General features: G+C 71.6%; 22 protein-coding genes and 4 tRNA genes. 9 read left to right on the plus strand and 17 right to left on the minus strand.

The features are described from left to right. Positions 1–17 precede the first annotated feature (17 nt). The gene (locus ACZ7LE_RS14860) at positions 18–1,256 is read right to left on the minus strand and encodes an RtcB family protein (RefSeq protein ID WP_470404023.1); all 1,239 of its coding nucleotides are present in this window, start codon (positions 1,254–1,256) and stop codon (positions 18–20) included. A 121-nt stretch (positions 1,257–1,377) separates the two neighbouring features. Next, the gene (locus tag ACZ7LE_RS14865) at positions 1,378–2,976 is read right to left on the minus strand and encodes an MFS transporter (protein ID WP_470404024.1); all 1,599 of its coding nucleotides are present in this window, start codon (positions 2,974–2,976) and stop codon (positions 1,378–1,380) included. 157 nt (positions 2,977–3,133) lie between these two features. On the opposite strand from ACZ7LE_RS14865, the gene ACZ7LE_RS14870 reads away from it, so the two are divergent. From ACZ7LE_RS14870 to ACZ7LE_RS14880, 3 genes are all read left to right on the plus strand, one after another. After that, positions 3,134–3,207 (plus strand) — tRNA-Ile (locus ACZ7LE_RS14870). Positions 3,208–3,343: 136 nt separating this feature from the next. Next, positions 3,344–3,718 carry a hypothetical protein gene (locus tag ACZ7LE_RS14875; protein ID WP_470404025.1) on the plus strand — a complete coding sequence of 125 codons (375 nt, stop codon included), beginning with the start codon at positions 3,344–3,346 and terminating at the stop codon, positions 3,716–3,718. A 146-nt stretch (positions 3,719–3,864) separates the two neighbouring features. After that, positions 3,865–4,677 (plus strand): HAD family hydrolase, encoded by an 813-nt coding sequence (locus ACZ7LE_RS14880; protein WP_470404026.1) that lies wholly within the window; start codon positions 3,865–3,867, stop codon positions 4,675–4,677. 90 nt (positions 4,678–4,767) lie between these two features. Here the strand turns inward: ACZ7LE_RS14880 and ACZ7LE_RS14885 are convergent, their stop codons facing one another. From ACZ7LE_RS14885 to ACZ7LE_RS14900, 4 genes are all read right to left on the minus strand, one after another. Further along, entirely contained in the window at positions 4,768–7,470 is a 2,703-nt protein-coding gene (locus ACZ7LE_RS14885) for a pectate lyase family protein (RefSeq protein ID WP_470404027.1), read from the minus strand. Between the two features lie 162 nt (positions 7,471–7,632). Beyond that, on the minus strand, positions 7,633–10,425 hold the full coding sequence (locus tag ACZ7LE_RS14890) for a hypothetical protein (RefSeq protein ID WP_470404028.1): 2,793 nt from the start codon (positions 10,423–10,425) through the stop codon (positions 7,633–7,635). 131 nt (positions 10,426–10,556) lie between these two features. Next, entirely contained in the window at positions 10,557–10,706 is a 150-nt protein-coding gene (locus ACZ7LE_RS14895) for a hypothetical protein (protein WP_285103938.1), read from the minus strand. Positions 10,707–10,832: 126 nt separating this feature from the next. After that, positions 10,833–11,954 carry a M15 family metallopeptidase gene (locus ACZ7LE_RS14900; RefSeq protein ID WP_470404029.1) on the minus strand — a complete coding sequence of 374 codons (1,122 nt, stop codon included), beginning with the start codon at positions 11,952–11,954 and terminating at the stop codon, positions 10,833–10,835. Between the two features lie 191 nt (positions 11,955–12,145). Here ACZ7LE_RS14900 and ACZ7LE_RS14905 point away from each other — a divergent pair, with 191 nt between their 5' ends. Beyond that, a complete protein-coding gene (locus ACZ7LE_RS14905; protein WP_470404030.1) occupies positions 12,146–12,715 on the plus strand; it encodes a hypothetical protein in 570 nt (189 codons plus the stop codon). Positions 12,716–12,758: 43 nt separating this feature from the next. On the opposite strand, the gene ACZ7LE_RS14910 is transcribed toward ACZ7LE_RS14905, so the two are convergent. Beyond that, positions 12,759–13,133, minus strand: coding sequence for a DUF2255 family protein (locus tag ACZ7LE_RS14910; RefSeq protein ID WP_470404031.1), 375 nt, complete (start codon positions 13,131–13,133; stop codon positions 12,759–12,761). Positions 13,134–13,319: 186 nt separating this feature from the next. On the opposite strand from ACZ7LE_RS14910, the gene ACZ7LE_RS14915 reads away from it, so the two are divergent. From ACZ7LE_RS14915 to ACZ7LE_RS14925, 3 genes are all read left to right on the plus strand, one after another. Next, positions 13,320–14,306 carry an aldo/keto reductase gene (locus ACZ7LE_RS14915; protein WP_470404032.1) on the plus strand — a complete coding sequence of 329 codons (987 nt, stop codon included), beginning with the start codon at positions 13,320–13,322 and terminating at the stop codon, positions 14,304–14,306. A gap of 163 nt (positions 14,307–14,469) precedes the next feature. Next, positions 14,470–14,542: transfer RNA gene (locus ACZ7LE_RS14920), tRNA-Asn, on the plus strand. A 261-nt stretch (positions 14,543–14,803) separates the two neighbouring features. Then, positions 14,804–15,628 (plus strand): aminoglycoside adenylyltransferase domain-containing protein, encoded by an 825-nt coding sequence (locus tag ACZ7LE_RS14925; RefSeq protein WP_470404033.1) that lies wholly within the window; start codon positions 14,804–14,806, stop codon positions 15,626–15,628. On the opposite strand, the gene ACZ7LE_RS14930 is transcribed toward ACZ7LE_RS14925, so the two are convergent. Further along, positions 15,612–16,034, minus strand: a complete 423-nt coding sequence (locus tag ACZ7LE_RS14930) for a hypothetical protein (protein ID WP_470404034.1) — start codon at positions 16,032–16,034, stop codon at positions 15,612–15,614. The two genes, ACZ7LE_RS14925 and ACZ7LE_RS14930, sit on opposite strands and share 17 nt — an antisense overlap. Positions 16,035–16,211: 177 nt before the next feature. On the opposite strand from ACZ7LE_RS14930, the gene ACZ7LE_RS14935 reads away from it, so the two are divergent. Then, positions 16,212–16,991, plus strand: coding sequence for a class I SAM-dependent methyltransferase (locus tag ACZ7LE_RS14935; RefSeq protein ID WP_470404035.1), 780 nt, complete (start codon positions 16,212–16,214; stop codon positions 16,989–16,991). 9 nt (positions 16,992–17,000) lie between these two features. Here the strand turns inward: ACZ7LE_RS14935 and ACZ7LE_RS14940 are convergent, their stop codons facing one another. Continuing rightward, positions 17,001–17,981 (minus strand): ArsR/SmtB family transcription factor, encoded by a 981-nt coding sequence (locus ACZ7LE_RS14940; RefSeq protein WP_470404036.1) that lies wholly within the window; start codon positions 17,979–17,981, stop codon positions 17,001–17,003. 89 nt (positions 17,982–18,070) lie between these two features. Here ACZ7LE_RS14940 and ACZ7LE_RS14945 point away from each other — a divergent pair, with 89 nt between their 5' ends. Further along, positions 18,071–18,406, plus strand: a complete 336-nt coding sequence (locus ACZ7LE_RS14945) for a cupin domain-containing protein (protein WP_470404037.1) — start codon at positions 18,071–18,073, stop codon at positions 18,404–18,406. A gap of 16 nt (positions 18,407–18,422) precedes the next feature. Here the strand turns inward: ACZ7LE_RS14945 and ACZ7LE_RS14950 are convergent, their stop codons facing one another. The 8 genes from ACZ7LE_RS14950 to ACZ7LE_RS14985 all read right to left on the minus strand — a co-directional run bounded on the left by ACZ7LE_RS14950 (position 18,423) and on the right by ACZ7LE_RS14985 (position 23,562). Beyond that, the gene (locus ACZ7LE_RS14950) at positions 18,423–18,827 is read right to left on the minus strand and encodes a GNAT family N-acetyltransferase (RefSeq protein WP_470404038.1); all 405 of its coding nucleotides are present in this window, start codon (positions 18,825–18,827) and stop codon (positions 18,423–18,425) included. A 36-nt stretch (positions 18,828–18,863) separates the two neighbouring features. Further along, positions 18,864–19,226, minus strand: coding sequence for an HIT domain-containing protein (locus ACZ7LE_RS14955; protein ID WP_470404039.1), 363 nt, complete (start codon positions 19,224–19,226; stop codon positions 18,864–18,866). After that, complete coding sequence (locus ACZ7LE_RS14960) at positions 19,223–20,140, minus strand: ATP-grasp domain-containing protein (RefSeq protein ID WP_470404040.1); 918 nt, start codon at positions 20,138–20,140, stop codon at positions 19,223–19,225. The genes ACZ7LE_RS14955 and ACZ7LE_RS14960 overlap by 4 nt, the downstream gene beginning before the upstream one ends. A gap of 92 nt (positions 20,141–20,232) precedes the next feature. Further along, entirely contained in the window at positions 20,233–21,378 is a 1,146-nt protein-coding gene (locus ACZ7LE_RS14965) for a leucine-rich repeat domain-containing protein (RefSeq protein ID WP_470404041.1), read from the minus strand. Further along, on the minus strand, positions 21,372–22,775 hold the full coding sequence (locus ACZ7LE_RS14970) for an SDR family NAD(P)-dependent oxidoreductase (protein ID WP_470404042.1): 1,404 nt from the start codon (positions 22,773–22,775) through the stop codon (positions 21,372–21,374). Before ACZ7LE_RS14970 ends, ACZ7LE_RS14965 begins: the two co-directional genes overlap by 7 nt. A gap of 1 nt (position 22,776) precedes the next feature. Next, a tRNA-Ala gene (locus ACZ7LE_RS14975) sits at positions 22,777–22,850 on the minus strand. A 4-nt stretch (positions 22,851–22,854) separates the two neighbouring features. Further along, positions 22,855–22,929, minus strand: a tRNA-Arg gene (locus ACZ7LE_RS14980). A 54-nt stretch (positions 22,930–22,983) separates the two neighbouring features. Then, entirely contained in the window at positions 22,984–23,562 is a 579-nt protein-coding gene (locus tag ACZ7LE_RS14985; RefSeq protein ID WP_470404043.1) for a DapH/DapD/GlmU-related protein, read from the minus strand. Positions 23,563–23,666: the final 104 nt, after the last annotated feature.

A 23,666-nucleotide genomic window follows, 5' to 3' on the forward strand; every position in this document is an offset into this window, starting at 1 on the left:
CGCGGCGTCAGCGCCGCTCAGCCCTTGACGCAGAGCACCGTCCGCAGCCGCGCCACGACCTCGACGAGATCGGACTGGGCCGCGATCACCGCGTCGAGGTCCTTGTACGCGCCGGGGATCTCGTCCAGCACCCCCTGGTCCTTGCGGCACTCGACACCCGCGGTCTGCGCCGCGAGGTCGTCCAGCGTGAACTCCTTCTTGGCCTTGGTCCGCGACATCCGGCGGCCCGCGCCGTGCGACGCCGACCAGTACGACTCCGGGTTGCCGAGCCCGCGCACCACGTAGGAGCCCGTGCCCATCGAGCCGGGGATGAGGCCCAGGTCGCCCTGGCCGGCCCGGATCGCGCCCTTGCGGGTGACGATCAGCTCCGCGCCGTCGATCTGCTCGCGCGCCACGTAGTTGTGGTGCACGTTCACGCCCTCGTCGAAGGTGAGCTCCCGGCCGCCGTCGGGCAGCTCCGCGAACTCCTCCCGGACCGCCTGGACCGCGAGCGCCATCATGACCGCCCGCGAGCGGGCGGCGTACTCCTGCGCCCACCACAGGTCGTTGAGGTACGCGTCCATCTGGGGCGTGCCGGCGAGGAACACGGCGAGCTCGCGGTCCACGAGGCCCTTGTTGTGCTCCAGGTCCTTGGCGATGCGGACGTGGTGCTCGGCGAGCTCCTTGCCGATGTTGCGGGAGCCGGAGTGGAGCTGGAGCCAGACCTGGTCGTCCTGGTCCAGGCACACCTCGACGAAGTGGTTTCCGCCGCCGAGGGAGCCGAGCTGCTTGCGCGCCCGGGTCTCGAGCTGCCGGACCTTGGGGTGGAGGGTCTCGAACCGGTCCCAGAACATCTGCTCGCCGCGCAGCCGCTCCTGGCCCCCGGATCCCTTGACGGGCCGCAGGCGGCGCAGGTCGACCTGCTCGTCGTGCGCGTGGAACCCGACCGGGATGGTGGCCTCGATCCGCTTGCGGAGGCGGGAGAGGTCGTCGGGCAGGTCACTGGCGGTGAGCGAGGTGCGGACGCCGATCATGCCGCAGCCGATGTCGACGCCGACGGCGTTGGGCGACACGGCGTCGCGCATGGCGATGACGGAGCCGACGGTCGCGCCCTTGCCGAGGTGGACGTCGGGCATCACGCGGACGCCTTCGACCCAGGGCAGGGCGGAGATGTTGCGGAGCTGGTTCAGCGCCGCGTGGTCGACGTCGTGCTCGTGCGCCCACATGAGGGTCCGGGCCCGGGCGCCCGAGAGGGCGACCGGGAAGTTCGAGGACATGGGAGTGCTCCAGTCGTGTTGGGGGTGTGGCTCGCAGAACCTACGGGCGGACGTCGGGCGCGCGCCAGGACATTTCCGGCTTACTGCCGGCCGGTCGGGGGCCGAGCGGGCCGGGCCGCGTTCAGCCGAGATCGGTCCCGTCGAGCGAGGACGACGGCTTGTGGTCGGGCAGCCGCAGCATGCGGAAGGAGTTGCCGAGCCCGACGAGGCTTGCGAGCAGCGGGACGAGCAGGGCCACCTGGAGGGAGCGGTTGCGGGCCTCGGTGTTGATGGCGAGAACTTCCGCCTCGACGTCCGGGGGCTGTCCGGTGATCTGCTCGGCGAGCTGGGTGTTGCTCATGACCTCGGCGTCGGTCTCGAGCGCGGTGGCGATCTGCTGCTGCTCGGCCGCGGGGATGACGGGGTTGTTCGCGGTGAGCTGGTTGAAGCCGAGGGCGAGGGCGGCGAGCAGGATGCCGCCCGACATGGCGAGCCCGAACGAGAGGCCGAAGGACCCGGCGGCGGAGTTGACGCCGGCGGCCTCGCTGACGCGTTCCTCCTCGACGGGGGCGAGGGTGTAGTTGTTGAGCTGCGAGACCAGCAGGCCCAGCCCGCAGCCCGTGATCGCGAGCGGGAGGACGAGGTACCAGCCGCTGTCCACGCGGGGGACGAACGGGATGATGACGGCGATCCCGAGGCAGGCCAGGAGGAACCCGGTGCGGATGATCGCGGCCGGACGCCGCTTGCCGCCCCGGCGGCCCGCGACGAGCGCCGCGGCGAACATCGTCAGGGAGAGCGGGGTCAGGGCCAGGCCCGCCTGGAGGGCGTTGTACTCCAGCGTCATCTGCAGGAAGAGCGGCAGCGCGATCATGGCCCCGCCGAGGGTGACCTGCTGGAGCATCTGTCCCGTCACCCCGGTGGTGAAGGTGGGGTGACGGAACAGCCCGGGGTCGAGCAGCGGCACCCGGTGGTCCCGTTCGCGTCGCACGAGCCAGCGCGCGAGCGTCGCGAGGGCCACGGCCCCGATGAGCAGGAGCAGCCCGACGAGCTCGCCGCCCTCCTGCCAGACCAGGATGCCGAGCACGACGCCGCCCATGCCGATGACGGACAGGACGGCGCCGATGACGTCGACCTGGCGGGAGCCGGTGTAGGGGACGTCGCGCACCAGCCGGATCTGGGCCAGGACGACGGCGATGATGAGCGCCTCCAGCCCGAACCCGACCCGCCACGACAGGTAGGTGGTGACGAACCCGCCGAGCAGCGGGCCGATCGCGGCGGCGATGGCGGCCGCGGCGCCGACCATGGCGTACGCCTGCTTCTGGGCCGCGCCCTCGAAGTTGCCGTGGATCAGCGACTGCATCGCCGGCAGCAGGAGCGAGGCCCCCAGCCCGCCGATGATCGCCCAGAAGACGATGATCGCGGTGAGGCTCTGCGCGAGCGTCATGGCCAGCGCCCCGGCCGCGTAGGCCAGCAGCCCCAGCACGTACGCGCGCTTGCGCCCGATCAGGTCGCCGACCTTGCTGTTGATCAGGATGAACGCGGCCGAGACGAGCGCTTCGAGCGCAATGGCGGACTGCACTCCCCCGGCTGTGGTGTCGAGGTCCCGGATGACGGCGGAGATCGACACGTTCATCAGCGACGTGTCGACCACGAGCACGAACATGGCGGCCGCCAGCAGCACCATCAGCCGCCGGCTCCGCGCGGTCACTGCCTCGGTGCTGTCGCCCGGTTCGATGCCCATGTCGCCGTCCTTGGCTCACGGGGCGGGTCGGCATCCCCCGGCAGTGCCACCCGTCGCTCAAGACCGAGCGTACCGACGCGGACGCCGTCCCGCCGCGCGGCCCTCACCTGCGCGAACCGCCCGAGGCAGTAGGATCCTTGCGCGGCTTGTGCCGCGGGCCCCGTTAGCTCAGCTGGTCAGAGCAGGAGACTCATAATCTCTCGGTCACAGGTTCAAGTCCTGTACGGGGCACCGTTCGTCCGGTATTACCCTTTTGTCCGTGCAAACGGAGGCGGCGTCGTCAGTGCCCTGGGAACTCGTGGGAACGGCGGCAACCTCGCTGCTCGGTGTGGTCGCTCTCTGGCTGAAGCGTTCGCGGAGCTCCCACGTGCGCGACGAGGTCGAGCAGGACCAGCGGATCCTCGCGAACCTGCACGAGCAGTCGACCATGCGGCCGGTCCTGCAGGAGTCGATCGATGCCAGGGTTCGGCAGATCGCGGCGTCGGCCGACAAGGCGAGCCGGGCACGGCGGGATCCGTTCGGGGTGGGCCTGGCGATCTTCCTGCTCACCCTCGCGGTCGCCTTTGGCTGGTGGGCCGTGCAGGGTGGCTGGTGGCTCCTCCTGTGGCTGCCCGCCGCGTTCTTCGCGTTGCTCGGCCTGGTCGGCCTGTACCAGGACGGCAGGAAGGTGCTGCGCGACGGGAAGGGCAACGAGATCACAAAGCCCCGGGCGTCGCGCAAGAAGCAAGCCATCCGATACTGAGCGAGCTCGTCGACCGACCCTGATACCAGGGGTCGCCTCGCAACGCGCAGAGCCCCTCGTTGATCGTGGGGGAATTCCAGCCTGATCGCCGGGTGTCTCGCCGTGTCCGCTCCTCTGAGCCGGAGAGCGCCAATAATCTCCGGAACATGACGACCGAGCCCCCGAGCGCGGCGCCGGACGCGAGCTTCGCCACCCGGCTGATGATCGCGTGCGACATCGACGGGACGCTCCTGCGCACGGGACACCCGCCGACGCCGGCCGTTCGCCACGCGATGGGCGAGGTGCTCGGGGCCGGCCATCACGTCGTCCTCGCGACCGGACGCTCCGTGCTGGGCGCGGTCTCCGCGGCGCTGCAGCTCGGCCTCACGGACGTCTGGATCGTCTCGAGCAACGGCGCGGTGACCGCGCACCTGCTCGGCGAGCACTACCAGGTGGTCGAGGAGCACACCGTCGACGCCGTCCTGGTGATCGACGTCGCGCTCAAGGAGGCGCCGGCCGTGCGGATCGCCGCCGAGATCGTCGGCGAGGGCTGGCGGGTCAGCGCCCCGTTTCCCGCCCACGAGCTCAACGGCGCCCAGCACCAGGCGTCGATCGGCGAGTTCCTGGTCAACCCGACGCCCCGGATCGTCCTGCACGGGCCCGGCGCCGACCAGATGGTGCCCGCCCTGGTCGCGCGGGGCCTGACGGCGATCGCCACCAGGCCCGACTGGGTCGATGTCACCCCGCCCGGCATCTCCAAGGCCTCCGCACTGGCGAAGGTGCGCATGGAGCTCGGCGTCGAGGCGAGCCGGACGGTCGCGATCGGCGACGGCGAGAACGACGTCGAGATGTTCCGGTGGGCCGCGTACGACGTGGCCATGGGGCACGCCCCGCCGTCCGTCCTCGCGGCCGCGTCGTACGGCACGGGTTCGATCGACGACGACGGCGCCGCGACCGTCCTGCTGTCCCTGCTGAGCTGAGCCCGACGCGCACAGAGGAACGCCCTGGGGAGGTATCACCGCACTCCCCAGGGCGTTCGTCTCAGGCGCCGGCCCCTCGGGCCGGTGCGGTCACAGGTTGACGGTGGTCCCCCCGATCGTCACGACCAGCCGCCCGTCCGAGGCGAACGACCAGTTCAGCGCGCCGGAGTACTGCGCGCACCGGGAACCGTTCGAGCCGGACCACCACTGGTTGCCGCCCGCGTCGGTGCCGATGATGCGGTCGTTCGACCCGCTGTTGCACGACGTGTTGTCGCGGAACGTCGACGAGCCGCCGTCGAAGTTGAAGTTCCGCTCCGCGCTGCCGATGCTCAGGTTGTTCGAGACCGTCAGCGACCCGAGGTTCCGGTTGTAGCCGAAGCCGTGCTTGCCGTTGTCGTAGGCGATGCTGCGCCGCACGACGTGGTTGACCGCGATGTCCTCGCCGCCCAGCTTGTAGCCGTTGCGGTCGCCGTTGCCGGCCTGCGAGCCGTCGGACAGGGTGCCGTTCTCGTAGGAGAGCGAGTCCTCGATGGTGACGGCGCCGATGGGGCCGGTGTCGTCCTTGGTGTACAGGTCCCAGCCGTCGTCGATGTTGTTGTGGGACACGGTGTAGCGGAAGACGTTGCCCGAGCCCACGGTGAGCTTGGGCGCGAACCCGTCGGCGTCCTCGCCGTCGGAGTCGGCGTTGTCGTGCGACTCCGACGACACCACGAGGTTGTTCGACGGCCACTCGCTGCTCGGCGCGCCGGCGGTGTACCGGGAGATCTGGAGGCCCGAGTCGCGGTTGAACCGGGTCACCACCCGCTCGATCACGTTGTTGTCGCCGCCGAGCATGATCCCGTTGTCGCCCGCGTGCTCGACGACGATGCCGCGCAGGTGCCACCAGTCGCCGCCGATCGCGATGCCGCGGTTGGCGGGGTCCTCGCTCTGGGCCGAGAAGTTCAGCACCGGGGTCTCGCCGGGGTAGGCGAACAGCTCGGTGCGGTTGCCCGACGTGCCGCTGTTGCCCGGCGGGATGTCGACCGTCTGCGAGAGGTTGTAGGTGCCGCCTCGCGCGTAGATGGTGCCGCCGGCCGCGATCCGGCCGATCGCGGAGGCCAGGGTGGTCGGGTCCGCCTCGGTGCCTGCGGCGCCGGAGCTGCCGCCGGGCGCCACGTAGAGCGCGTCCGCGGTCGGCTGCTCCTCGCCGGGGTCCTCACCACCGGGCTCCTCCTCGCCCGGATCCTCCCCGCCGGACGGCGTACCCGCGTAGGTCTCCAGCTCGGCGACCCGCGGCGTGGCCGACGACGAGGTGATCTCGAAGTTGATCTTGCTCAGCGAGGTGGCCGCGAAGCTGATGACGCCGGCGCCGCTGCCCGTGGCCAGCACCGCTCCGTTGTCGTTGTTCACCACGCGCCACGAACCGATGTTCCCGACGGCGCCGGAGGCCTCGCGGACGTTGATCGACGACACCGTGGTCGCGGAGCCCCACTTGACCGAGACGCGCCCCGTCGAGCTCGCCGGGGACCAGTAGGTGCCCGTGTCGCCGTCGAGCACGTTGCCGTAGCTGGTGCCGCTCGCCTTGCTGGAGCCGTCGGCGCCGGCGCCGAGGCTCAGGTTCGTGCCGGTCGGCGGCTCCGTGGGCGGGTCGGTCGGGTCCGTCGGCGGATCGGTCGGGTCGGTCGGCGGGTCCGTGGGGTCGGTCGGCGTGCAGCTGCCGTCCGAGACCTGGAGCCCGGTGTTCGCCCCGGCCGTGTCGGCGACGACCGCGGGCACGCAGCTCGCCGCGTCCAGCGGGTAGGAGTACGGGATGCTCACGGAGGTGTTCGACGTCGGGTTGGGGCCGGCCGGGTTGTTGTCCTCGCCCGGGCTGGACCAGGTGACGTTGTCGAAGACGTTGCCCGCGACCTGCCAGAAGCCGGCCTGGTCGGTGTAGAACGTGCCGAGCACGTCCTTGGAGTCCTCGAAGTAGTTGTTGTCCACCTTCGCCTTCGCGCCGGCCCGCGAGTTGATGCCCGACTCCACGAGGCCCACGTAGTGGTTGTTGTAGATGTGGGCGATGCCGCCGCGCAGCAGCGGCGTGCGGGAGTTGAGGTTCTGGTACAGGTTGTGGTGGAACGTGACGAACCCGTTGGACAGGTCGCTCTCGCTGGAGCCGATGAGCCCGCCGCGTTCGGAGTTGCGCAGGACGCTGTACGAGAGGGTCACGTACTTGGTGTCGTTCTTCATGTCGAAGAGGCCGTCGTAGCCCTCCGACTCGCCGCCCGAGGCCAGCAGGGTGAGGTGGTCGGCCCAGACGTTGCGGACGCCGCTCTCCATCCCGATCGCGTCGCCGCCGTTCGATGTCGGGGAGCCCGACTTCTTCACGTTCTGGACGGTGACGTTCTGGATGATGATGTTGCTGGACTCGCGGATGTGGATGCCGATCTGGTCGAAGACGGCACCGCTGCCGACGCCGACGATCGTGACGTTGCTGATCTGCTTGAGCTCGATCACGTCGTCGGCCGTGCTGCAGCTGTCGCCCGAGACCTTGCTGGTGTTGCCGTGGTTGATGGTGCCCGACACCTCGATGATGATCGGGGTGCTGCTGCTGGCCCGGCTGCACAGTGCCGTGTGGATCGCCGTGCCCGTCGTGGCCCGGACGGTCTGGCCGCCGGCGCCGCCGGTCGTGCCGCCGTTCTGGGTCGCGTACCCGGTGGCCGAGCCGGTGGCGGCCGCGGCGTCCGGCACGGACTGGGCGGTCACCCCGATCGTGACCGCGAGGGCCGTCGCGGCCACCGCCGAGAGGATCTGGACAGCTCTTGGTCGTCTCATCTCATTGCCTCACGTTCGTCGTTGAATGCGGGACATTGCTGTGGTGCGCGCAGCGGGTGAATACGGGTAACCGGTTTCCCAGATCCTAGTAACCGGTTTCTCAGATGGCAACCCCCTACCCTCGGGCGGCTGCACAGCCGCCGGGAGGAGAGGCGTTACCGCTCAGCCGTGCCTGCGGCGGTACCAGAGCAGAACGAGGCCCGCGCCCACGGCGAACACCGCCGCGACCAGCGCGAACAGCACGTTGGCGCCGGTCGCGGCCATCGAGCCGGGCGAGCCGCTGCCGTCCGTGCTGCCGGAGCCGTCCGACCCGTCGTCTCCGCCGCCGCCCGGGCCGCCCGACCCACCCGGGGTCGGCGTGGCGGATCCGGGGTCTGTGGGCCCTGGCGTCGAACCCGAGGGCGACGGCGACGGCTCGGTCACCGACGGAGAGGGCGACGGCTCGCTCGGTGAAGGCGACGGCGACGGCGCGTCGAACACCTGGTTGACGATGGTGCAGTCGACGTCGTCGTCGTCCTCGACCCGGACCGTGTCCTCGTCGAGCATCTCGCCGCCCACGCAGTCGACCTCGACCTGTTCGTAGTCCCACGCGCTGCCGGACTCCGCGAGGTCGTAGTCACCGGCGGCCACCGGCACGCCGGTGACGTCGGGGCTCCCGTCGTGGCCCGACAGCGGCGTGGGGCCGATCGCGGTGAGCTCCCAGTCGTCCGCCGGTACCACGTCGTCGACGACCTGCTTGTGCAGCGTGAGCTCGCCGGCGAGCCAGTGGTTCGTCACGGTGCAGACCACGTCGTCGCCCGGCTCGACGACCACCGTCGAGCCCGTGACACGAGCGCCGTCACACTCCCAGGCCAGGGCGGTCCAGCCGTCCTCGCCGCCGGTCTCACCGAGGTCGAACGAGCCCGGCTCGACGGTCGCGTGCGACACCTCGGGGCTGCCGGTCGTGCCGGACAGCGACGTGTCCGGACCCTGTGCGGTGAGCGTCCAGTCGGTCGGCCGGGCGTCGCCGGAGTAGCCCCGCGCGTCGAGCTCCTTGACCAGCGTGAGGTGCGGAAGCTGGGCGGTGTTCGTGACGGTGCAGGTCACGTCGTCGCCCCGCGCGAGCGTCACCGTGCTGCCCTCCAGGGCTCCGCCGTCGCAGGCCCAGCCCGCGGAGTCGTACCCGGACCAGCCGTCGCTCTCGGCGAGGTCGTAGGCGCCGACCGGGAGGTACACCTCGGTCACGGCTTCGCTCCCCGAGGCCCCCTCGGCGACCGCCTGACCGGCGTCGTCGGTGGCGGTGAGCGTCCAGTCGGCGGGGTCGGCGGAGCCGCCCTCGACCTCCTTGACGAGCGTGAGGGCCGCCCCGGTGTACATGTTCGTGACGGTGCAGACGGCGTCGTCGCCCGGGCCGACGGTGACCGTGGCGCCCGACTGCCCGGAGGCGCCGTCGCACACCCACTCCCCGGCCTCGTACCCGGCCGGGCCCGCCGCCTCCGCGAGGACGTGGTCGCCCTCGCCGACGGTCACGTGCGAGACCTCGACGCCGCCCGAGGGGCCGGCGATCGTGCCCGGGCCGCCGTCGGCCTGCGGGCCGGTGGCCGAGAGGGTCCAGTCCGCCGGGGCGGCCGGGCCGCCGTCGACGACCTTGACCAGGGTCAGGTGCGGCGGCACCACCGTGTTGGTGATCGTGCAGGTCACGTCGGCGCCGGTCGCGACGGTGACCGTGTTCCCCGTGAGCGCGCCACCCACGCACTGCCAGGCTCCGGCGTCGAAGCCGCTCCAGCCGCTCTCCGAGAGCGTGTAGTCGCCCGCGGGGACGTCCGCGGCGGTCACGGCATCGGACCCGGTGGGCCCGGTGACCGTCGCGCCGTCACCGGCGGCGGTCAGCTCCCAGTCGGCGGCCTGCGCCGTCGTCGTGCCGGCGATCTGCTTGACCAGGGTGAGCTGCCCGCCCTGCCACGTGTTGGTCACGGTGCACACCACGTCCTCGCCGCCGGCGACCTGCACCGTTCCGCCCGCGCCGTCCCCGGCGGCGGAGCCCCGGCACGACCAGGCGCCCGTGTAGCCGGCGGGCCCGTCCTCGCCGAGCGTGTACGTGCCCGGCAGCACGCTCGCCGCGGTGACCTCGTCGGACCCCGTGGTCCCGGACAGCGCGTCCGGGCCGGACGCCGAGAGCGTCCAGTCCCCCGGGACGTCCGGGCCGCCGACGACATCCTTGACCAGGGTCAGCGTCGACGCCGCCGCCGGCGCGCCGACGTTGCGCACCGTGCAGGTGGCGGACTGCCCGAGCTCCAGCGTGACGACGTCACCCGTCAGGTCCGCGCCGTCGCACGTCCAGCCGTCGTTGCGGTAGCCGTCCGGCCCGCCTTCCTCGGACAGGGTGTACTGCCCGATCCGCAAGGGCTGGTTCGTGACCGCGTCGGAGCCGGAGGCGCCGCTGATCGACTCGGGGCCCTGCGCGCGCAGGGTCCACTCCTCGGGCGACGCCGTGCCGCCGTCGACCTCCTTGACCAGCGTCAGCGCCGGCTTGATCGCGACGTTCTCCACGGTGCACGTGAGGTTCCCGCCCGCCGTGACCGTGACCTCCGGGGTGGGGTCGGGGATGTCGGCACCGCCGCAGTTCCAGGCCTCGAACCGGTAGCCGGATACGCCGCCCGACTCCGAGAGCCGGTAGGTGCCCGCCGGGACCTCCAGGGACTGCACGCCGTTGAGACCGTCCCCCTCGATGACCTCGCCGGTCGCCACGTTCTCCGCGTGCATGGTCCACAGCTCGCGCCGGCCCTCGGACGAGCCGGAGTCGAGGTTCTCGATGCGCTTGAACAGCGAGAGCCGCCCGGTGCCCTCCTGGGCGAACGCCCCGGACCACGCCGGTACGAGGAACGTCACCGCCAGGAGCAGGCACACGGCCACGGCGGCGCGACGCCGGGTGGTGCTGTGGTTCGAGGTGCTGGGCGAAGGCGTCGCAGTGCTCACGGGTCCCCTGTCTGTGACTTTGCAGCGACATTAACCCGGGCGTCCCGACTACGCCTGCGTAGGAAAGCCGCCGGTCCGGCGCCCCTGCAGCGGGCGCCGGACCGGCGGCGGATCGAGCGGTTCGTCGTGCGTCAGACGCGCCTGCGACCGACCAGGCCGATGATCAGGCTCGCCACGAGGACGATCACGCCGATCCAGATGAGGAACTGACCGATCTCGGTGGCGACACCGAGGATCACGAGGGCCACACCGATCAGGATGAGGATGAGCCAGCCGGGCATGTCTATCTCCTTCCACCGCGCGGGCGCTGGGTCGCGCCGCGTTCTCTCGACCCTCACCCGGTTCGGGTTCACTCGCACGACGAAAGAGACAACGCGGTCAAAACGCGCCTGGCGCGGCGCGGCCCGTCAGTTCTCCCGCGCGAGCACCGACTGCCAGTGCCACGGCTCCGGCACCCGCCCGTTCGGCTCGGCGAACGCCGGGTGGGTCCAGCCGTGGTCCCCGGCGTTGGCCTTGAGCCAGGTGTACTGCACGGTGTCGAACGTCTCGACGCCGCCGCCGATGTCGACCGCGAGCCCGAGCCCGTGGTTGGAGCAGCCGGGCGGGGCGGCGATCGGCGAGGACGGGTCGTACAGCTCCTCCTGCGAGGCGTACGAGCGGTAGGCCGAGTTGATCGTCAGGTGCTGGCCGAACTCCGCCTGGTACGCGGCGTCCAGCGCGATCAGCCCGTCCAGCACGTCCGCCCGCACGACGAAGTCGGGCGCCCACGGGATCTGCGCCAGCGCCTCGTCCGGCAGGAGCCCGCTGTCCGGGTCCCAGACCTGGTCCGGTGCGGGGCAGCTGACGGCGTCCTGCGCGGTGGTCAGTGCCTCGGTGGCCATGGTGATGACGGAGCGGCTCGTGGTCAGGTCGTGCTCGGCCTGCCCCAGGGCGGCCAGGTCGGTCCCGGCGAGGGTGGCGTTCGCGGCGTCGTCGACCGCGGTGCCCGAGTCCAGGGCCTCCCGCAGCCGGGAGCGGACGTCGTCGTCGACGCCCTTGCCCTCCGTGGCCGCGTAGATCTTCTCGGCGCGCTTGTCCGCGCCCGCGAAGCTCTCGCGGGCCGAGGTGACCTCGTTGCGGGCGAGGTCCACCATCGAGGCCCGCACCGCGTCGGACGCCGCGGCGAGCGACGTCGCGTTGTCGGTCGTGCCGACGGTGAGCCGCGTGAGGAACGGCTCGTCCAGCAGGTTGTCGGCCTCCGCGATCTCCGCCTGCAGGGCCACGCGGGTCCCCGGGTCGGCGACCCGCCCCGCGGAGGTGGCCAGGAGCTGCGCAGCCACGGCGTTCTGGTCGCCGAGGTCCTCGACGTCCGAGAGCAGGTACCAGGCGAGCCCGGCCAGGCCGAGCAGCACGACCACCACGATCGTCGCGGCGAGGGAGATCCGCAGGGTGCGCCGACGGCGGGCCTTCGCCTCCCGCCGCTCTCTTGCCGATCCGTCGGCCTTCACGTCCGTCGGTTCGGCGGGCGGCGCGGCGTTCGTCAAGGTCACGAGGCCAGAACCTACGGCACCGGGGAGGTGCCCGCCGACCGATCAGGGGGTGAACTGTGCCACCTGCGCACGATTACGCGCCGGAACCGTCAGCGGTCGGGGCGGCGGACGGACCGGGTGCGGTGCCGACCTGGCGACGTCGCCCCGCGGGCTGCGCGGCCCGGGCGCCGGTCCCCACTAACGTGGGGCCCATGGGGTTCCGTTCGTGGTTCGCGCACCGCCCGCAGAAGGCCGTCCGCCGCACCGTCCGCTCGCACCGCACCGACTCGGTGCTGGCCCGGGCGGCACTGGTCACGTCCGCGGGCGAGGCCTGGGCGTTCGCGACGCGCGCCGAGCTGCTGCTCATCTCCGCGCCCGAGGCGGCCACGGGCCAGGGCGACACGGAGTCGCGGGGTGCCCCGTCCGTCGTCGTGCACCGGGAGTGGGCCGACGTGGACCGGGCGACCTACGACACGGACTCCAACGTGATCCGGGTGCACTGGGTGGACGGCGACGAGCCGACGCCGCTCACGCTCGACGGCCGCCGCACAGTGCTGCCCCAGGTGCTGCGCGAGCGGGTGCAGTGGTCCGTGGTCCTGGCGGAACCCGTCAAGCTGCCGGGCGGGCGGTCCGCCCGGGTGGCGGTCCGGCGCCGGGTCGACGGCGAGCTGTTCTCCCAGGTGATCGGCGGCAGCGACGTCGACCTCGCGGACCCCGCGACCGCGGAGGCGATCGACGCCGCCGAGGCCCGCGTGCGCAGCGCGGCGGGGCTGCCGGCCTGAGCCTGCCTGCCTTGCCTGCTCTGCTTGCCCGCTGCGGTCCCGGTCAGTCCTGCGGGACGACGCGCAACGTCGTCCCCACCACGGCCGGCCCGACCACGGTGTCGACGATGCGCTTCTCGTACTTGCCGTACTTCGCGCGGTAGGCGTCGTCGAGCGGCGCGTGGACGCCGTCGTCCGGGACCTCGAAGCGGACGTCGCGCTCGACAGCGCCCACGCGGACCCGGCCCGTGCCCGAGGCCTTGGCGCGCCGGAACCACCCGTTGTCCGGGCCGTAGGCGGAGCGGACGTACACGTCGTCGCCCACCCGCGCCGTCCAGATGATCACGTACGGGCGCAGGGTCCCGTCCGGCCGGTAGGACGAGACCTGCAGCTCGTCGGTGCCGTCGACCTGCTTCAGCTCCTGCTCGGTCCAGCTCATCGCTGCTCCCTCCGGGCGCTCCCGGGCGCCGCACTCCTGCCGACCGCGTGGCACGGCTCTCCCACGGTGCAACACCTTGACCGGCGCGGGGAGTCCCTGGCGTGCCCGGTACCGGCGGAACCCCTCTGCCGTGGTGCCGCGGGTCTAGCGTGTGACCGCGAACCCACTGCGAAGGAGACTGTCACGATGCATCAGCGAACGCTCGGCCAGGGCCTGGAGGTCTCCGCGATCGGCCTGGGCGCCATGGGGATGTCCGAGGGCTACGGCCCAAACCCGGGCACGCGCGAGGAGATGATCGGCGTGCTGCGGGGCGCCGTGGAGCGCGGCGTCACCCTCGTGGACACCGCCGAGGTCTACGGGCCGTACGTCAACGAGGAGCTGGTCGGCGAGGCACTGGAGCCGGTGCGCGACCAGGTGGTGATCGCAACCAAGTTCGGCTGGCGGCTGGAGGACGGCGCGAACGTGGGCCTGAACAGCCGGCCCGAGCACATCCGCGCCGTCGCCGACGCGTCCCTGCGTCGGCTGCGCACCGACGTGATCGACCTCTTCTACCAGCACCGCGTGGACCCCGACGTGCCGATCGAGGACGTGGCCGGCACGGTCAAGGAGCTCGTCGACGCCGGCAAGGTGCGGCACTTCGGGCTGTCGGAGGCGAGCCCGGCCACGATCCGGCGGGCGCACGTGGTGCACCCGGTCACGGCGGTGCAGAGCGAGTACTCGCTGTGGACCCGCGACCCCGAGCCGGAGGTGCTGCCGACGCTCGCGGAGCTCGGCATCGGGTTCGTGCCGTTCAGCCCGCTCGGGCGCGGGTTCCTGACGGGGGCGGTCGACGCGACGACGTCGTTCACGAGCGACGACATGCGGGCGTCGATCCCGCGGTTCACTGCCGCCAACCGCGATGCGAACCAGGTGCTCGTGGAGCACGTGCGTGGTCTGGCGCAGGCCCAGGGTGCGACGCCGGGGCAGGTGGCACTCGCGTGGCTGCTGGCGCAGCGGCCGTGGATCGTGCCGATCCCGGGGACGCGGCGTCTCGCACGCGTCGAGGAGAACGTGAGGGCCGCCGCGGTGGCGCTGTCCGCGGACGACGTGGCCGACCTGAACGGGCTGGCCGCGCGCGTGGGGGTGGAGGGCGACCGGTACAACGAGGCCGGGATGGGGATGGTGGGGCGGTGAGGTCTGGTCGGCTGATGTGAGCGGCAGCTGGGCCTGGCGCGGGGGCGGCGCGGTGTGATCGACGCCGCTCCCCCGCAGATCAGATATGAGTCGGGACTACCCCCGGGAACCTGTTAGAGTTTTCACCGGTCGCCCACCCGGTCAACGGGACGGGCGAACGCGATCCCGCGTAGCTCAGCTGGCAGAGCATCCGACTGTTAATCGGACGGTCGTTGGTTCAAGTCCAACCGCGGGAGCAACCAAGCCCGGAATCCACTGGATTCCGGGCTTTGCTGTTTCCATGATCGTCGGCGACAGTCGCACGCAAGAGGGTCGCTCATCGAGCGATCAAGAGCCTTCGCCAGGACACGGGCAAGGAGGCCGAGCAGGATCCGGACCGAGTCAGTCAGGTTGGTGGCAACCACCTCCAGGCCCCTGGAGACTGATCGCTGCGCTGACGACCCACGGGACCTGCGCTCGCCGTATCCTCTGGGCACCCCTGACACCAGGAGAGACGTATGACGTTGCCAGACCGTGTCCAAGACCTGTGCGACCGCTTTCTCGAACTGACCGAACAGGAGCTGCCCACGGGCCTTCTGACCGGGCTGTACCTGCACGGCGGGGTGGTCTTCGGCGAGTGGGCCCCGCGGGAGTCCGACGTCGACTTCGTCGCCACCCTCGCGTACCGGCCGGGGCCGGCGGAGATCGAGGCATTGCGTGGCGTCCACGCGCAGATGGCCAGCTACTCCTCGGTCCGGTTCGACGGACCCCACCTCCTCGCCTCCGACCTGGCGCACGACCCGCGTACGGTGCCACCGATGCCAGAGGTCGTGTTCACCCGGAATCTCGAGACGGTCACGTCGCCGTCGTGGATGATCGTCTGGCACGAGCTGGCGCGGGCCGGGATCACGGTCGCCGGGCCTGAGCTCTCCACGCTCACGGTGTGGACCGACCTGGAAGCGCTACGTGACTACACCACGGGCAACCTGGACACCTACTGGCGGCGCAATGCCGAGGGCCTTTCCCGGGCGACCACTGCCGATCTTCCTGCCGACGAGCGCGAGCGCGACTATCTGCTCTCACACTGCGTCCTCGCCTCGGTGCGCCTGCACCACCTGCTGGTCACCGGCGAGATGACCGCGAAGTCTCGCGCCGGACGCTGGGCGCTGACGCACTACGACGAGCGTTGGCATCGAGTGCTGTCCGAGGGCCTGCGACTTCGCGACGGCGGTGGCATCTCGGGGTACTCCGATCAGGCCGAACTGCTCGGAGATGTCCGAGATCTCCTTGCACACGTCGTGGAGACCGGCACCGGCAGGCCAGTGATCACGACGCGGGCCTGATGAACCCCTCGCGCTCCGCAGTCCAGCGACAGTCGCCCGCGGGAGAGGCGTCCCGCGTCGGCGCAGGCTCCGCACGACGCCAGATCCGGCCTTGCTCGTCGAGACCGACGGATTCGACCCTGATGCCCGCGGACTCTACCTCTGCCCACAGATTCTCGGATGCCAGCCGGAGCCCACCCTCGACCGGGTCCACGTCGGGAAAGACGTCACGGGCACTCCCCTGGGCCGATTCGATGAATCGTGCGAGACCCCGAAGGTCGATGACGAACTCCACGGAGGCGACGCCGGGCGACACCTGCACATGGGCGCGCGCCTCGTGAGCGTCGACGGTCACGTGGTCCAGAACCTTGCCCCCGCGGGAGATCAGATCGCGGGCGAGGTCCGGGAGCGAATCGTAGTTGAGCACCGGTTTCCTGAGCGTCGGTAGAAGCAGTCCACCGAACCATAAGGTCTGCATTCCTGGTCCCGCACGACCCGTTGACCTCACAGCGGAACCAGGCCCTCGCGACGTCGTCAACGCAGGACCACCCTTGCCGAGACCGTGCCGATGCCGATCATGGACGCTCAGTCGTATGGTCGGACCATGGCCTTCGAGGTCGCGGCCGAGTCCTACATGCGCTTCATGGGCAGGTACTCCGAACCGCTCGCGGAGAAGCTGGTCGACCTGGTCGACCCCCGGCACGGTCAGCGTGCGCTCGACGTCGGGTGCGGGCCGGGCGCGGTGACCGAGCGACTGGTCCGCCGGCTGGGTCCGGACGACGTCGCCGCGGTCGATCCGTCGGTCTCCTTCGTCGAGGCGGTCCGCAAGCGGTGCACCGGCGTCGACGTCCGCCCTGGGGTGGCCGAGGCGCTGCCGTTCGAGGACCGCGCCGTGGATCTCACGCTCGCGCAGCTCGTGGTGCCCTTCATGACCGACCCCGTGGCGGGACTGCGGGAGATGGCCCGGGTGACACGGCCGGGTGGCTCCGTCGCTGCGAGCGTCTGGGACTTCGGGGGCGGGCGGGCGCCGCTGTCCACCTTCTGGCGCGCCGCCCGGGACCTGGACCCGAGCACTGCCGACGAGGCGGCGTTCGTCGGCGCGCGCGCCGGCCAGCTCGCCGACCTGTTCCGGGCCGCGGGGCTCGTGGACGTCCGGTCCTACGAGCTCACCGTCACCTCGGCCTACACCGGCTTCGCCGAGTGGTGGCAGCCGTACACCCTCGGCGTCGGGACGGCCGGGGACTACGTCGCCGCCCTCGACCCTGACGCCCGCCTGGCCGTCGAGGCACGCTGCCGCGAGCTGCTCTCCGAAGGGCCGTTCGAGGTGTCCGCGACGGCCTGGACCGTCGTCGGACAGGCACAGCCCGGCAGCTCAGCCGCCTAGCGCCCGCCGTCAGCCCCCGACCAGCGCCTCCCCCAGCGGCGTCCGGACGTGCAGGACACGCGCGCCGTCGCGCCGGGCGTCGACCAAGCGGGCGCCGCTCAGCAGCGCCAGGTGGTGCGACGCCGTCGACACCGCGAGCCCGCAGGCGGCGGCGACCTCACTCGTCGACAGCGGCGAACCCAGGGCGAGCAGCACGCCCGCCCGGCCGGCACCGAGCAACCGGGCGAGCGCCTCGGCGGTCCCGGGACCGTCGTCGGCCCAGCGTTCGGAGACACCGAGCGCCGGGTAGAAGAGGGTGGGCTGGGCCGGCGGCTCGGTGACCACGGAGCACCGGGGTGCCATCACCGAGGGCACCAGGACCAGACCGCTGCCCGCGCAGTCCAGGACCTCGCCGTGCATCCGTAGGCGCACCCGGACGGCGTTCGGGGCCCAGCTGACCGCCTCGTGCAGGGTCTCGACCATCGCACCGAGGCCATCCGTCGTCGCGCGCCGGGAGCGCACGCCGACGTCGGCCCGCAGGATCCGCTCGAGCTGCGGCCAGTACGGACCGAGCAGACTGTCCCAGCACTGTTCCCAGGCGTCGGCGGCGGCCGAGCGGGCGTGTTCGGGATCGTCCGCCAGGGCCTGCAGCAGACGCTGCTCCGTCCCGCTCGTCCGGTCGACACGCTTGAGGAGGTCGACGCGCAGGGGCGTGAGGTCGGCCTCGCGCAGGCGAGCCAGCTCCTTGTCGGGGCTCAGGTCCCAGCCGGGCGTCGAGGTGAGGAAGTCCGGCATGTACCCGTCGGGGCCGACGAGCAGCCACATCAGGTCGAACGCCCGCTGCGGTACCTGGGTGCGCGTCTGCCGCAGCCAGCCCCACTGGAGCGGGTGGTAGCTCGGCTGCACGAGCACGCGCACGGCATGGGCGAGCTCGTGACCAGGCGAGACGCCGAACCGGATCGCCGAGATGTCGTCGGGCGCGAGCCGGAACTCGACCATGTTTCGATGCACGTCGAAACCGTAGTGCGCCGACGCCGCCCCGACGAGGCTGGGAACACGTCGGCCGCACGGGCCGGCTCCGAAGCCGCACAGGAGCAGACATGACCACGACCGTCCCCGCCGACACGATCCGCATCCCCGGCTCGCGCACCCTGCGCTACGAGGGCCGCGACCACGGCTCGGGCATCTCGTTCTTCCTCGTCACCAACGACCCGGGCCAGGGCCCCGGGCTGCACCGCCACCCGTACAGCGAGACCTGGTCCGTCCTGGAGGGCGAGGCCACGATCACCATCGGTGACGAGACGGTCGTCGCCCGGGCCGGCGACACCGCCGTCGTCCAGCCCGACGTCTGGCACGGCTTCAAGAACACCGGCACGGGCACGCTGCGGATGATGTGCATCCACGCCTCGGACACGATGATCCAGGAGAACCTCTGATGCCCGCCGGGGGGACCTACGTGAGGCGCAGGAGCCCCGCCGCCGTCGTCCGGAAGCCGCAGGCGTCGAGGTAGAAACGCGACCGGTCGGCCTCGAAGTCGACGTGCAGCCACTCGCAGCCGTGGTCACGGGCGGCGTCGGCGGCCGCCCCGACCAGCGCCCGCCCGATGCCGTGTCCCTGGTGGGCAGGGTCGACGACGGTGTCGAGCAGCACCGCGTGGGCCCCGCCGTCGCCGATCACGTTGACGAACCCGACGAGGCTCCCCGCGGGGTCGGACGCCGTGACCCAGGTCAGGCTGTGCCGAGTCAGTCGCTCGGTCCACGGCGTCACCGCCTCCGCCGGGCTCTCGAACGCGCGGGCGTGCAGGGCGGAGAGCGCGGCGTCCTCGACGGCGCCTCGGACGACCAGAGTGATGTCCACCGCGGCACCCTACGCCGGGCCGGCAGCAGCCCGGGGTCAGTCCCGCAGCCGGCGGCCGTCGTGGATGTGCACGTGCAGGTGCTTCGAGTCCTGGAACTGCCCGAGATTGGTCAGCACGGACGCCGCCCCGTCGCGTTGTTCGAGGCCACGGGCGAGGGTCTGGACGACGCCGAACAGCCGCCGCATCCACTCCTCATCCTCGGCCGTGACGGACGTCAGCGAGGCGATGTGCTTCCTGGGGACGACCACGATGTGGTTCGCCCAGAACGGCCTGGTGTGGTGGAACGCAAGGACCCACTCGTCGTCGTGCTCGACCTGGAGCTGCGCGACGTGGGGTATGGCGACGTCGCAGTAGAAGTCGTCGCCGTCATAGCCGTCACCCACAGGTGCCAGGGTCATTCCACAAGCTCCTCCACCGCCGCGGCCAAAGCGCGCACCAGAGGCCTCGGGTCCTGCCCACCGGGCAGGTCGCTGACCTGCCCGTCGCCGACCTCGATCACGCGCCAGACGCCGTCCGCCCGCAGCGCGAGGTCCGTGGTCACGAACGGAGCTCCCAGGGCGCCCACGTTCAGCCCGACGGCGTCCAGCACGTCTGCGGGCACGTCGGCATCCGTACCCGCGGGAGCATCGGGATGCGGCGTGACCAGCACCGGCGCCCCGTCGACCCACCACACCCGCACCTCCTGGGCACGCCCGTCGCCGTCGGACACGAACCGCTCGAAGGCACGCACGACGACCCCACCGGCGAGGTCGTCGCCCTGCAGCTCGACCATCCGCGCGATCACGCGCGTGACGGTCGCGATGTCCGCGAGGTCGGGCACGTAGCAGGCCTCGTCCCACTCGTGCTTGCGCGACTTCACGTAGTCCTTCACGACGCCGGGGCCGTCGCCCAGCGCTCCGATCAGCGGCCCGACGTCGGCCGGCGTCGGCGTCCGGCCCGGCTCCCACGGCGACCAGACGCCGGCCGGGGTCGAGCCCGCGAACGTGTCGTACCAGCCGGGCAGCTCGTGCGCGGCCGCATAGGAGGCGGGGCTCGTCAGCAGCCGGATCCCCCGCAGCTCCAGCTCCGAACCGAGCCGCGCGTATGCCGCCGAGGAGACCATCCACCCGCGGTACCAGGCGGTTCGCGTGACGTCGGCCGCCGGGACCCTGCGCAGCGCCGCCGGGAACTCTGCGCCGACGATCGCGTCGTGGTCCACCAGCACGACGTCCAGGCCGGCGTCCCGTGCGGCCTCGGCCTCCTGCACGAAGTGCTCGTCAGGGGCCCGGGGCGCGAGGGGGTCGGACGGGACCAGGAGCACGGGCGAGGCCATGTCCGGACCGTAGCGACCTCGGGGTGCGCTTGCCACGGGATTCCCAGTGGTGAAGACGACGATCGGCTCGACACCGACGAGCCGGAGGTGTCTCAGCGTGTCCTGGTCCGGTAGACGCTGCGGATGGCAGCAACATCCTCGGGTACGGACGGCGCCATGGGTCGGGTCCCGGCAAGCGAGTCGAGCCGACGCCGGACCGTGGTCGCGACGCCCTTGCCGAGCACGAACCGTGTCGCGGTGACCGCCCGCTCCGCCCCGGCGACGAACCGGAGTGCTTCGCGGCTGCCCACGCCGGTGTGCGAGAGCACAAGATGCCCGAGCCGGTGCGGCTCGTCCGCCAATGCCACGGAGATCGCCTCCGCCGCGTCGTCGTCGATCCGGTTGTCAGACGCCCCGAGCACTCCTGAAGCACGGACCCGGCCAAGGTCCAGCACTTCCACCCCGGCGTGCACCGCCGCAACCGTAAGCCGCGCCGCCGCATCGGGCCCGATGCCGTTGCTCGCCACGGACAGCCGCGTGAGTGCGCCGTACGGCGCTCCGGTCAACACCTCTGCGAGGACCTGGGCGCCCGTGTCGCCGAGCGAGGCAGCCGAGATGTACAGCTCGCTCAGCGCACCGGCTGCCATCACCCGCCCGAACGACTCCGCACCCCCGCGACCGAGCTCGTTACCGCTGACATACGCACGGACCACTCGCCTGCCTCGCGCCGAGGCTCGGATCAAGGCGTCCGCCAGGACGTCTGCCCCTGGGCTGTCGAGAGCGGTCTGGACGAGATCGAGAGTGCGCAGATCGCGGACACCTTCGACCAGCGCGGCTCCGGACCGACCGGCGTCCCTGCCGAGCCGGTTGCGCTTGAGCCAGACGCTACGCACCGCGTGCGGCGAACCGGCGAGACGTTCCGCGATCGAGCACGCACCACCTGCGGTGATGCCGTTGCACCCGAGATACAGCGTCTCGATACCCGCCCTGCTCACACCCTCCGTCACCGAGGCCGCTCCCACGTCACCGAGCTTGTCGGTCCCGAACAGCACGTGCCGCACGGCGCCCGGACGCAGCTCCTCCGCCACGCGCGCACCGCCGTCGGGCCCCAGGGACTGCTTGCACAGATCCAGCCGGCCGTCCGGCAGCGCCGTTCCGGTCGGAAAGTCCGTCCGGTGTCGTACCGGCTCACCCGTACGCAGCCACGTCAGCAGCGGTTCGAGGTCCGCTCCCGACCCGACGCTCGCGCGTGTCACCATGACGCCTCCTTGTAGTCCTTGAGAAACACCCCGCCGAGCGGTTCGCCCGCCTCGCCACGCACGATCGGGTCGTAGACACGGGCAGCGCCGTCGATCACGTCGAGCGGGGTGCGAAACCCTCGGTCAGCGAGCCGGTCCCGGGTCGGCAGCGGGTTCTCGTCGGTGATCCAGCCCGTGTCCACCGCTGTCATGTAGACACCCTTCCGCGCCAGCGCGGGGCCGGACGTGCGAGTCAGCATGTTCAGCGCAGCCTTCGCCATGTTGGTGTGCGGGTGCCGGTCGGTCTTGTTCCGTACCGCGAACCGCCCCTCCACCGCCGTCACGTTCACGACGTACCGGCGCTCGAACGGCGCGGCGAGCAGAGACGGCAGCAGGCGATCGCACAACAGAGCCGGCGCCACGGCGTTGACCAGCTGCACCTCCAAGACCTCGGCCGGGTCGAGCTCACCGAGGCCCACGGTCCACGAGTTCGCCGAGGCCGGGTCCGGCAGAAGGCCGGCTTCGTCCACGGCACCCGACGTCACACCGGTCATGACGAGTCCAGCTCGCCGGGCGGCTGACGGTCCTAATGACGTGAGCTGTGTGCCGGGGCTGCTCTCGACCGCCGTCGCTGTGCTGAACCCTGGCGCTCGCACGATGTGGCCCGGCTCCGCCTCGTGCTCGCCGGCGACGAGAGCGGCATAGGACCCAGACGGTCGACGCAGCGTCTGAGCGGCGTTGTTGACCAGGATGTCCAGCGGCTCGCCGCCCAAGAGCTCGTCACACACGGCTAGGACCTGGCGCGGATCCCGGAGGTCGACGGCAACTACGCCGAGGCGGTCCAGCCAGTCAGGACTCCCTGGCACGGCGCGGAACCGACGCAGCGTGTCGGCGGGGAACCTGGTCGTGACCAGCACGTCGGCACCGTCGCGCAACATCATCAGCGCCACCTGGAACCCGATCTTGACCCGGCCCCCGGTGATCAAGGCGCGCCGTCCGCGCAGGTCCGCCCGGACGAGGCGCCGTTCGCGGTTCAGGCCCGCACAGGAGGGACAGAGCTGGTGGTAGAAGTCGTCGAGGTCCCGGTAGTGGTCCTTGCACACGTAGCAGCGACGCGACCGGCTGAGCGTGGCTGCCGCACCGGACGAGACACCGAGCGGAGCATCCTGTCGCCGATCGGTGGCGCCGGTGGCGGTCGCCGCGAGCGCGACCCGATCGGCGTGGCGGGCTTCGTCCCGACGGGTCCGACGCCGCTGCGTCCGCCCGTCCCGTGCGAACGACTCCGCGACACGCTCTGCCCGGAGTCGCTCGGGGTCGTCAGCGGGAAGGGCACGCAGCCGCGCGACGACCTCGTCGAGCAGTGCCGCGTCACCGGACGAACCTGCCTCCGTCGACCTGGTGTCGCTCTGGATGCTCACGTGGCCCCGGCCGGATTCGAACCGGCGTGCTCCTGCTTGCGAAACAGGCGCGTCTGCCTCTGCGCTACGAGGGCCGACCTGCCCGGCGGCCGGATTCGAACCGGCGTGTCCCGCTCCGCAGGCGGGTGCGACGGCCTCTGCGCTACGCGCGGGCATTGGCTCGGAGCCTAGTCGAAGGCGCAGGTGTCACCGTCGCCGGGTCATGCGCCTACCACCGCCTCGACACCGTCCCCTTGGGCCCCGTCACCAGGCTCGCCGCCGGCACGTCGTCGGCCACCACGGCCCCGGCCGCGACGACGGCGTCGCGCCCGATGCTCACCCCGGGCAGGATCGTCGCCCCGGCACCGATCCACACGTTCTCCGCCACGTCGATGGGTGCGCCGGTCAGCCACGTCCGCCGTTCCTCGGGGTCCACGGGGTGCCCCATCGTGATGAAGGTGACCTGGGGAGCCACCATCGTGCCTGCGCCCAGCCGGATGCCGGCGTAGTCCAGGAACGTGCAGCCCTGGTTGACGAACACCCGCTCGGCCAGGTCGAGGCGGAGGCCGTGGTCGGTGAAGAAGGGCGGGTAGATCGTGACCCGGTCGGGGAGCGGGCGGCCCAGGATCTGCTCGAACAGGTCCGCCTTGCCCGCCTCGTCGTCGAACGGGAGCACGTTCAGCCGCGACGTGAGCGCCGTGACCTCCATGACCCGCCGGTGCATGGCTCTGAACTCGGGTCCGAGGACGCGTTCGCCCCTGGCCTCGAGCTCCGGGTCGTGGATACGCAGGAATCGGTCGCCGGTCACCGGACGATTCTGGCGCACCCGACCCGTCCGATCTGGCGGCCGCTCCGAACTCGGGTCAAGACCCGTGGCGATCTGTCCGGTATCGGCAGTGAGAAAAACTGCTT

This window comes from Promicromonospora sp. NPDC110617 (assembly GCF_055598465.1).